General features: G+C 33.1%; 8 protein-coding genes. 4 read left to right on the top strand and 4 right to left on the bottom strand.

Going from position 1 to position 8792, the window contains the following annotated elements:
* The first annotated feature begins 239 nt into the window (after positions 1-239).
* Positions 240-629, top strand: coding sequence for an SPOR domain-containing protein (locus ABI657_RS18295; RefSeq protein ID WP_348098712.1), 390 nt, complete (start codon positions 240-242; stop codon positions 627-629).
* Positions 630-740: 111 nt separating this feature from the next.
* Here the strand turns inward: ABI657_RS18295 and infB are convergent, their stop codons facing one another.
* From infB to rimP, 3 genes are read right to left on the bottom strand one after another with little or no spacing between them, the layout of a single operon-like run.
* Positions 741-3596: a translation initiation factor IF-2 gene (infB, locus tag ABI657_RS18290; protein ID WP_348098711.1), complete on the bottom strand. Its 2856-nt coding sequence runs from the start codon at positions 3594-3596 to the stop codon at positions 741-743.
* Between the two features lie 48 nt (positions 3597-3644).
* Positions 3645-4892, bottom strand: a complete 1248-nt coding sequence (gene nusA / locus ABI657_RS18285; RefSeq protein ID WP_348098710.1) for a transcription termination factor NusA — start codon at positions 4890-4892, stop codon at positions 3645-3647.
* Positions 4893-4905: 13 nt separating this feature from the next.
* Positions 4906-5370, bottom strand: a complete 465-nt coding sequence (gene rimP, locus ABI657_RS18280) for a ribosome assembly cofactor RimP (protein ID WP_348098709.1) — start codon at positions 5368-5370, stop codon at positions 4906-4908.
* Positions 5371-5543: 173 nt separating this feature from the next.
* Here rimP and ABI657_RS18275 point away from each other — a divergent pair, with 173 nt between their 5' ends.
* Complete coding sequence (locus tag ABI657_RS18275; RefSeq protein ID WP_348098708.1) at positions 5544-6368, top strand: universal stress protein; 825 nt, start codon at positions 5544-5546, stop codon at positions 6366-6368.
* 50 nt (positions 6369-6418) lie between these two features.
* Here the strand turns inward: ABI657_RS18275 and ABI657_RS18270 are convergent, their stop codons facing one another.
* Positions 6419-7444 carry a LacI family DNA-binding transcriptional regulator gene (locus ABI657_RS18270; protein WP_348098707.1) on the bottom strand — a complete coding sequence of 342 codons (1026 nt, stop codon included), beginning with the start codon at positions 7442-7444 and terminating at the stop codon, positions 6419-6421.
* A gap of 550 nt (positions 7445-7994) precedes the next feature.
* On the opposite strand from ABI657_RS18270, the gene rplM reads away from it, so the two are divergent.
* Positions 7995-8450: a 50S ribosomal protein L13 gene (gene rplM, locus ABI657_RS18265; RefSeq protein ID WP_348098706.1), complete on the top strand. Its 456-nt coding sequence runs from the start codon at positions 7995-7997 to the stop codon at positions 8448-8450.
* On the top strand, positions 8450-8792 hold a 343-nt coding region (gene rpsI, locus ABI657_RS18260), incomplete at its 3' end, for a 30S ribosomal protein S9 (RefSeq protein ID WP_348098705.1). The genes rplM and rpsI, both read left to right, overlap by 1 nt.

Genomic DNA, 8792 nt, shown 5'->3' with positions numbered 1-8792 from the left:
TATGGTTACCCACCTTTTTCATATAGTATAAAATTATCTACTAATTTTTGGTATGATTTTTTCTGTATATAATCAGTCAAATCAAACCCCTTCTTTTAAAACTTGCACAAAAATACGATTTAAGAACTATTCTCAAAACCTTAAAATAGTCTTAAATATCAATTTATATTAATTCTAAATAATATTGATGCAACGCATATAAACTTTAAATACTATTTTTGCATAAAAACAATCACATTATGAGAATTTTAACCCAAAACAAAAGGATTTTCTTGCTCTTTACAATCACTCTTTCCTTTCATAATATTAATGCTCAGGAACACAATATTACGATAAAACAAGACCCTGAATTTGAACAATTACTTAATGATAAGCGAAAAATTAACGCGTCTATTACCACAAATGACACTTACAAAATTCAAATCTTTAGCGGCAAAAGTGATGAAGCGAAGAAAACCTTAACATCGTTTAAAAGAGAGTTTAATAATATCGATGGAACTATAATTTTTCAAACTCCAAATTACAAAGTACTAGTAGGAAACTTTAAAACAAGAATTGAAGCTGAAAGAAATTTAGAAGAAATTAAAAAAAGCTATAAAAGTGTCTTTTTACTAAAACCAACAAAATAATATTATTAACTTATTGCTTTTCTAATCTTTTATAATATTAATAAGAATATTAGATGAAAAAAAAGCCCAACAAATAATATCTGTTGGGCTTTTTTAATTATATGATTTGTATTATTTCAATTTCTTTTTGATTGCTACTTCATGATAAGCTTCAATTACATCTCTTTCTTCTATGTCATTGTAACCTTTTATCTGAATACCACAATCGTATCCTTTTGAAACCTCCTTAACATCATCTTTGAAGCGTTTTAATGCTACAAGTTCTCCTGTATGGACTACTACTCCTTCTCTGATAACTCTAATCTTAGAAGACCTCATGATCTTACCATCCATTACCATACAACCTGCAATAGAGCCTACTTTAGAAATTTTGAAAATCTCACGAATTTCTGCAGTACCTAAAATTTCTTCTTTCATCTCTGGAGCCAACATTCCTTCCATGGCATCTTTCAAATCATCAATAGCCGCATAAATAATAGAATAGTAACGGATATCGATTTCTTCCTTATCAGCCAACTGCCTTGCATTTCCAGCAGGACGAACATTAAATCCGATAATGATTGCATCAGAAGCAGAAGCCAACATAACGTCAGTTTCAGTAATTGCTCCAACACCTTTATGGATAATATTAATTTGAATTTCTTCTGTAGAAAGTTTAGAGAATGAATCTGATAATGCTTCAACAGATCCATCAACGTCTCCTTTAAGAATTACGTTCAATTCTTTAAACTGACCCAATGCAATACGACGACCAATTTCGTCAAGTGTAATATGACGTTGTGTACGTACAGATTGCTCACGCATTAATTGAGAACGTTTTGATGCAATTTGTTTTGCTTCTTTTTCATCTTCAAATACATTAAACTTATCTCCAGCAGTTGCTGCGCCATCTAAACCTAAAACTGATACTGGTGTGGAAGGACCAGCTTCTAAAACAATATGCCCTCTTTCGTCATGCATGGCCTTAATTTTACCATGATGTTTACCGGCTAACATATAATCTCCAACTTTCAAAGTTCCATGCTGAACTAATATTGTAGAAACATATCCTTTTCCTTTATCAAGGAAAGCCTCAACTACAGTTCCCTGAGCTGCTTTATTAGGATTTGATTTTAAATCTAAGATCTCTGCCTCTAATAAAACTTTTTCTAATAATTCTTTCACTCCTGTTCCCACTTTTGCAGAAATGTCGTGTGATTGAATTTTTCCACCCCAATCTTCCACAAGTAAATTCATACCTGCCAATTTCTCTTTTATTTTTTCAACATTCGAGTTTGGTTTGTCAATTTTATTGATAGCAAAAATAATTGGCACACTAGCTGCCTGAGCATGGCTAATTGCCTCCTTAGTTTGCGGCATTATATCATCATCGGCCGCAATTACAATAATTGCAATATCGGTAACCTGAGCTCCACGCGCACGCATGGCAGTAAATGCCTCGTGACCCGGTGTATCTAAAAATGCTATTTTTTGACCGTTATCCAAAGTTACTCCGTAAGCTCCAATGTGCTGTGTAATTCCACCAGACTCACCAGCAATAACATTTTCTTTACGAATATAGTCCAGTAAGGATGTTTTACCGTGATCTACGTGACCCATTACAGTAACAATTGGTGCTCTAAACACTAAATCTTCCTCTTTATCTGCAACAACTTCAATTGCTTCTTCAATGTCAACCGTTATAAACTCAACTTCATAACCAAATTCATCAGCTACAATAGTCAGTGTTTCAGCGTCTAAACGCTGGTTCATGGTTACCATGATACCTAGAGACATACAAGTCCCTATTACTTTCGTAATCGGCACATCCATCATGATGGCAATTTCTCCAACTGTAACGAATTCAGTAACCTTAATAGTTTTGCTTCCTTCGTCAATTGCTCTTTGCTCTTCATCAGACTTTTGACGATGAGTATCTCTTTTATCTCTTCTGTATTTAGCAGCTTTTGATTTACCACCTTTACCCTGAAGTTTTTCAAGAGTTTCTCTAATCTGATTTTTAACTTCTTCTTCTGTTGGCTCAACTTTAGCTACAATAGCAGGCCGATTTCCTTTTACAAAACCAGGTCTTGCGCTTCTGTTGGCATTAAAACCTCCGCCTCCTGTATTTGGAGTAATCTTATTAGGATTTGGTGCACCAGGAACTCCAGGAGTTGCAGGTGGCCTTGGCGCTCCCGGTTTTGGAACGATTCTTTTACGCTTATTTTTATTAGCGTTACTATTTGCAGCACCAGGAACTCCAGGTTTATTTGGAGTTATTTTAGGATCTTCTTTCTTTTTTTTAGGCTTATTGAACTGAGATAAGTCAATAGTTTGTCCTGTAAGAGTGGTCCCGGACAGTTTTTGATATTGTGTCGTTATAGATTCTTCTGGGGCATCCGAATCTGTTTTTAAAACTGGATCTTGTGACACCACTTTCGAAACTACAACCTTAGGTTCCTTTTTCTCAGCAATAATGGGTTTTTCTACCTTTTCTTCAGAAACAACAGGCTTAGTTTCCTCAGTCTCTTTTTGAACAGGCTTTTCTATTGGTGCGGTAACTTTAGGATCTTCCCTTTTAACCGGTTCTTCGGAAGCATTAGAAACAACAGCAGGTTTTTTTGGATTTAAATCAATTTTTCCTACCTGAACAGGTCCAGCTACAACAGCTTTCGCTTTTATAACTTCTTGTTGCTTTTGACGTTCCTCGTCTTGCTTACGTTTATCTTCTACTTCTTTCTCACGCTCTACACGCAAAGCTTCTTTTTCTTTTCTTTTTTCTTCCCCAACTTCTTTAGAAGCTTCTTTATTCCCCTTATCGCCCGCAAATTGACTTTGTAGGATATTAAATTCGCTATCAGAAATTTTCGCATTCGGATTTGCATCAATAGCAATTCCCTTATCTTTTAGATAATCGACAGCTCTTTCTAACGAAATATTTAATTCCCTTAAAACCTTGTTTATTCTTATTACTCTCTCTTCAGACATATAACCTTTTTATTATTACCTTTTTCGTTGTGTTGTTAGAGCAGATAACTAGCTATCAAACTCTTCTTTTAGTATTCTCATAACATCAAGAATTGTTTCCTCTTCTAAATCTGTTCTTCTTACTAAATCTTCTACTTCTTGTTTTAAGATACTTCTAGCTGTATCTAAACCAATTTTTGCAAATTCCTCGATAACCCAGTCTTCGATTTCATCAGAAAACTCAGTTAATTCAACGTCGTCATCCTCTCCGGTGGCAACATCACCTTCTCTGATAACATCTAATTCATATCCTGTCAGTTGACCCGCCAATTTAATATTGTGACCTCCTCTACCAATTGCTTTAGAAACTTCTTCTAATTTCAAGAAAACTTCAGCTCTTTTGTTTTCTTCGTCAATTTTGATTGAAGAAACTTTGGCAGGACTTAATGCTCTTGTAATAAACAACTGAATATTACTCGTATAGTTAATTACGTCGATATTTTCGTTTCCTAATTCACGAACAATTCCATGAATACGAGATCCTTTCATACCTACGCAAGCTCCAACGGGATCAATTCTGTCGTCATAAGAATCTACTGCTACTTTTGCTTTTTCACCAGGAATACGTACTACATTTTTAACGGTAATCAAACCGTCAAAGACTTCAGGTATTTCCTGTTCAAACAATTTTTCCAAAAACTTCTCAGAAGTTCTGGACATAATGATTTGAGGCTTATTTCCTTTTAATTCAACGCTTTCGATAATTCCTCGAACATTATCTCCTTTACGGAAAAAGTCAGATGGAATTTGTTTTTCCTTTGGAAGCACAATTTCATTTCCTTCATCATCTACTAAGATAACTACTCTGGGACGAACGTGGTGCACTTCGGCAGTGTAAATATCACCGATAATATCTTTAAATTGCTTGTAAAGATTGGTATTATCGTGCTCGTGGATTTTAGATATCAAGTTTTGACGCAAAGCCAAAATAGCTCTTCTTCCTAAATCGATCAATTTGACCTCCTCAGAAACTTCTTCACCGATTTCAAAATCAGCTTCGATCATTCTTGCCTCTGTTAAAGTAATTTCTTCATTTTCAAAATCAAGATCTTCGTCAGCAACGATTACTCTTCTTCTCCAAATCTCCATATCTCCTTTGTCAGGATTTATAATAATGTCGAAGTTATCATCAGAACCGTATTTTTTCTTCAATGCATTTCTAAACACGTCCTCTAAAATTGCCATAAGCGTTACACGATCAATAAGTTTATTATCTTTAAACTCTGAGAATGAATCGATTAATGCTAAATTTTCCATGCGAATTCTTTAATTAAAATGTTACTGTAACAATTGCCTCTTTAATTTCTGTATAAGGTATTTGTTGCTCTTTTTGAACTGTTTCTTTTCCTTTTCCTACTTTTTTCGGTTCTCTTGCCTGCCAAGACAAAATTATAAAAACATCGTTAGCTTCTACTAATTCTGCTTCAATTTTTTCACTATTTGTAGTAACAATCAATGTTCTACCAATATTTTTTATGTATTGTCTTGTAAATTTCAATGGTGAACCTACTCCAACCGATGCTACTTCAAGAGAAAAATCCTGTTCTTCACGATCCAGATTATTCTCGATTGCACGACTGATATCGATACAATCCTGAAGCGCCACTCCATTATCACCATCTAAACCCACACTAATCTTAAATGAATCTGAAATATTCAAATCAATCAGGAAAATTGATGGCTTTTCTAAAAGAGCCTCCGTGATTAATGTATTTACTTTTTCTTTAAATGTCATAATTTTATAAAAAGAGGGGACACTTAGTCCCCTCATTATTTAGATTTTAATAAATAACGGTGCAAATATAGTGTTTTTTTTATAAATCAAAATAATTAGATTGCTCTAATAATATTTCTTATCTTTATTATAGCATTAAAATAACGGATTATTCATTATTTAACTTAAAAATTATGAAACGAATTTTAGTCCCTACTGACTTCTCGCAACATGCGGAAGACGCTTTAAAAGTTGCCGCACAAATTGCAAAAAAAGACAATTCAGAAATCATCATTTTGCATATGCTTGAATTACCTCACCAAATGAACGACGCAATACTAGGAGGCAAAAGCATACCGGAAACAATGCTTTTCATGAAAAAAGCCAACGAAATGCTGGATGAAATTTCTTCAAGATCTTATCTAGACGGAATTCCAATAATTGAAATTGTAAAAATGGACAGGCCTATTCATGGAATTACGCAAGTAAGCAAAGACTATGAAATCGATTTGATAGTTATGGGATCTCATGGTTCATCCGGAATTCAGGAATTATTAATTGGCTCCAATACCGAAAAAGTTGTTCGGAATTCAGAAATCCCTGTTTTAGTTATCAAAAAAGAAATTTCAAATTTTAATGCCGCAAATATTGTTTTTGCCTCTGATTTTACTTCTGAAACTAAAAAACCTTTCGAAAAACTTTTAGCTTTTACAAAATTTTTCGAGTCAAAAATACATTTAGTAACAATCTGTACACCAAACAGTTTCAAACCGACTCATGTTATCGAAAAAGCAATGAATGATTTTATTTTTGAATTCAGCCTTACTAATTATTCCACACACATATATAATGACACTAATATCGAAAAAGGAATATTAAATTTCTCAAACAGCATTAATGCTGATATTATAGGAATGTGCACACATGGAAGAACCGGATTTGCACATTTTTTTAACGGAAGTATTAGCGAAGGCTTAGTCAATCATGCTATACGACCTGTTGTAACTTTTAAGATTTAACTATCTCAGCTATAAACAAAAAATCCATCAATAATTGATGGGTTTTTTGTTTATATTTTTCGGGTTGACTCTCTTTCCTTTAATTTTGTTTTGATTACGATTGTTTCATAATCTGTCGTCTCATCTTCTTTTTCTTCTAATCTGGAAATTAATTTTTTGGCCGCTACCTCTCCTATTTCAATTCCATGCTGACTTACGGTTGTCAAACTTGGAGACAAACGTCTTGAAGCCAAAATTCCATCTGCAAAGCCTATAATAGAAATTTGTTCCGGAACTTTATATCCTTTTTTTAAACTTACCCTTAAAGCGGCAACTGAATCATTTTCATCCAAAGCAAAAATTGCATCAATTTTATTATCAAAAATCAAATCAATTTTAGCTTTCATATCTTCTTCAGAATCAGTACGGAGAATAATTTTTTCATTTACCGGAATATTATTATCCTTTAAAGCTTTTAAATACCCATCAGCTCTTAATTTTCCAACACTTAAATTGTCTACAGAAGAAATTAAAGCAATATTTTTACATCCTAAATTAATTAAATGCTGGGTTGAATTTAAGGCAGAATCAAAATCATCCACTACAACTTTATCACATTCAACTCCTTCAGCAATTCTGTCAAACATTACAATTGGAGTTCCATCATTTATAATTTCAGAGAAATGACTGTATTCCTGTAATTTTTGTGCTTCTTCCGAAACCGAAAGAATAAATCCGTCAATTGTTCCATTGCTTAACATTTCAAGTGTATGAATTTCTTTCTCTAAAGATTCATTAGAAATACAGGTAATCACATTATATCCTTTTTTATCAGCAACTTTTTCTATTCCACTAAAAACCTTGGCAAAAAAAGAGTTCAATATATTAGGTATAATTACTCCTATAGTTTTGGTTTTACGATTTTTTAAATTCAGACCTATAACGTTAGGTTTGTAATTTTTGAGTTTGGCATACTCCTTAATTTTAACCTTTGTTTGCTCACTAATTTCAGGGCTGTCATTCAGTGCCTTAGAAACCGTCGACACAGAAACATTCAGTTCTTTTGCAATTTGCTTTAGAGTTGCTTTAGCTTTCATTTAAAATAATTTATGTAATTGATACAAATATAGCAGAATTACCCAAAATAAAACAAAAAACACAAATTCCTGTTTCAAATTACAAAGCATTTGGTTCAGAAAACGATATTTAAAATTTAGATAACCCCTAATATTGTTATTACTTTAAAAAAGGAAATATAAATTATAATGTTACATTTATTGAAATACTGCAAAGAATAAGCTCAATAGATAATTACGACCAAAGCCTTCAAACAAAAAATGATGCAAGCTAATTATAAAAATATTCCGCTTATTGTTTTCGACAAGCACAGCGACTCATAATAAGCGACTTACAAGACAAAAATTTATTTTACATAGCCAATATATTTATATTTTATAATAAAAATTACAAATATCAACTTCCTCTTGACGTTATTATAATCCTGGTTTCGCTTATTGTTTCAAATAAAAAACTGATCGCCTGATTTTCAGCATATAAAAATTCTTTTTAGGTATTTGGTTTTAAAATAATTAATTGTACTTTTGCATCCCCTTTATTGGGGATGGAATGTTTAATTAAAATAATATTATGGACGCATTAAGCTACAAGACAATTTCAGCTAGCAAAGCCACTGTAACCAAAGAGTGGATTGTTGTTGACGCTGAAGGTCATAACTTAGGTCGTCTTGCTTCAAAGGTTGCAATGATCTTAAGAGGTAAGTACAAGCCAAGTTACACACCGCACGTTGACTGTGGAGATAACGTAATTGTTATCAACTCAGAAAAAATTAACCTTACAGGTACAAAAATGAATGACAAAATTTATATTCGTCATACAGGTTACCCAGGAGGACAAAGAACTTTAACTGCTAAAGTATTGCAATCTAAAAACCCTGCATTATTAGTAGAAAAAGCTGTAAAAGGAATGTTACCTAAAAATAAATTAGGAGCTGAGCTTTTCAGAAATTTAAATGTTGTTGTAGGTTCTGAGCACAAACAAGGAGCTCAAAAACCTAGAACTGTTAACCTAAACGATCTTAAGTAATGGGAGTTATTCACAAAATCGGTAGAAGAAAAACCGCTGTTGCACGTGTATATGTTTCTGAAGGAACAGGAAAAATCACTGTAAACAAAAAAGAATTCGCAACTTACTTTCCAACTGCAACTTTACAATACAAAGTTTTACAACCAATGTCTATGACAGAAAATGTAAACAACTTTGATGTAAAAGTAAACGTTTACGGAGGTGGTTCAACTGGTCAGGCAGAAGCTGTAAGAATGGCATTAGCACGTGTTATGTGTGAAGTAAATGCTGAAAACAGAGCTATCCTTAAACCAGAAGGTTTATTAACAAGAGATCCAAGAATGGTTGAACGTAAGAAATTCG

The sequence above is a fragment of the Flavobacterium sp. genome (assembly GCF_039930565.1).
In the GTDB taxonomy this organism is placed as follows: domain Bacteria; phylum Bacteroidota; class Bacteroidia; order Flavobacteriales; family Flavobacteriaceae; genus Flavobacterium.
This window is presented reverse-complemented; position numbering and strand designations above follow the sequence as displayed.

Excerpts from the sequence above, each read along its gene's own strand:
- ABI657_RS18270 (WP_348098707.1), bottom strand. The coding sequence starts at position 7,444 with ATGAAAGCTAAAGCAACTCTAAAGCAAATTGCAAAAGAACTGAATGTT.
- nusA (WP_348098710.1), bottom strand. The coding sequence starts at position 4,892 with ATGGAAAATTTAGCATTAATCGATTCATTCTCAGAGTTTAAAGATAAT.
- rplM (WP_348098706.1), top strand. The coding sequence starts at position 7,995 with ATGGACGCATTAAGCTACAAGACAATTTCAGCTAGCAAAGCCACTGTA.
- ABI657_RS18295 (WP_348098712.1), top strand. The coding sequence starts at position 240 with ATGAGAATTTTAACCCAAAACAAAAGGATTTTCTTGCTCTTTACAATC.
- ABI657_RS18275 (WP_348098708.1), top strand. The coding sequence starts at position 5,544 with ATGAAACGAATTTTAGTCCCTACTGACTTCTCGCAACATGCGGAAGAC.
- infB (WP_348098711.1), bottom strand. The coding sequence starts at position 3,596 with ATGTCTGAAGAGAGAGTAATAAGAATAAACAAGGTTTTAAGGGAATTA.
- rimP (WP_348098709.1), bottom strand. The coding sequence starts at position 5,370 with ATGACATTTAAAGAAAAAGTAAATACATTAATCACGGAGGCTCTTTTA.